The organism is Vibrio sp. YT-18 (assembly GCF_033337345.1).
In the GTDB taxonomy this organism is placed as follows: domain Bacteria; phylum Pseudomonadota; class Gammaproteobacteria; order Enterobacterales; family Vibrionaceae; genus Vibrio; species Vibrio alginolyticus.
In genome coordinates, this window is sequence record NZ_JAWOQO010000162.1 from 1 (window position 1) to 1,214 (window position 1,214).

Consider the following 1,214-nt stretch of genomic DNA (forward strand, 5'->3'; position numbering starts at 1 on the left):
AAGTACATTTATCGCACAAGTGTAGTATTACGCACGTTAAATGCTGCTTTTTTGTTCAAAAGTTAAAGAATAGCCTTATTTTTCACATTAAAATAACAGAATCACCTGTTATGAAATTTGTTCCTCATGTAGGGTCAATCCCACTTCTCTTTGGGAAATCTGTTCCCCCAACCCACTTTTATGCTTAATATCCTAGATGGGCATATTACTTTGAGCGTATATGGACAAGTTCTATCATTTTCTTACTCTTACTGGCATTGGACTGTATTGGTTCTTAGTTGCTGGTGTTACTTTACGCGTTGTTTTGAAGCGTCGTGCGGTGAGCGTGTCTTTAGCTTGGCTAATGATCATCTATATCCTTCCCGTGCTTGGCGTCGCGTGCTATTTCCTATTTGGTGAGCTGAACTTAGGCAGAAAACGAGCTGAACGAGCAAAAGAGATGTTTACCCCTTTTGCCAAGTGGTTTAGTCAACTCAATGATTGCCACGCGCACATGCCTGAAACCATGGGTCGCCATATCTACCGCATCGATGAACTGTGTAACAACCGTCTTGGGCTGCCTGCTCTGAGCGGGAATACTCTGTCGTTGCAACAATCTCCTGATGAAATTCTGCACTCCATCATCGAAGACATCGAGAATGCCAAAACGAGCATTCGAATGGTGTTCTACATTTGGCACCCAGGCGGCTTGGCCGATTCGGTAGCATCCGCTCTTATCCAAGCATCTAAACGTGGTGTGGATGTGAAGCTACTACTGGACTCTGCGGGTAGCCCACGCTTCTTCAGAAGTCCTTGGTACAAAATGATGAAAGATTCGGGTATCGAGGTTATTCAGGCGCTCGAAGTGAAGATGTGGCGTATTTTCTTACGTCGTCTTGATCTTCGCCAGCACCGTAAAATCATCGTCATTGATGATGAAATCGCCTATACAGGGTCAATGAACCTTGTCGATCCTGCATACTTTAAACAGAGCAGCGGCGTTGGGCGTTGGATCGATATCATGGTGCGAGTTACAGGGCCAACCGTAAACGTGTTAAGTGCGATTCACTGCTGGGACTGGGAAGTAGAAACGGGCGAACGTTATCTGCCGAAGTTGCCGGAGTGCAAAATTGACAACAGCAAATACCAACATCCGATTCAGGTGGTTCCATCTGGCCCCGGCATGCCAGAGTATTTGATTTATCAAGTGCTTACTTTGGCAATTAACCAAGCCA

General features: G+C 45.4%; 1 protein-coding gene. It reads left to right on the top strand.

The features are described from left to right. Nucleotides 1–220: 220 nt before the first annotated feature. Nucleotides 221–1,214, top strand: a 994-nt coding sequence (locus R7M72_RS25140; protein ID WP_318056465.1) for a phospholipase D-like domain-containing protein, incomplete at its 3' end; no start/stop codon positions are given.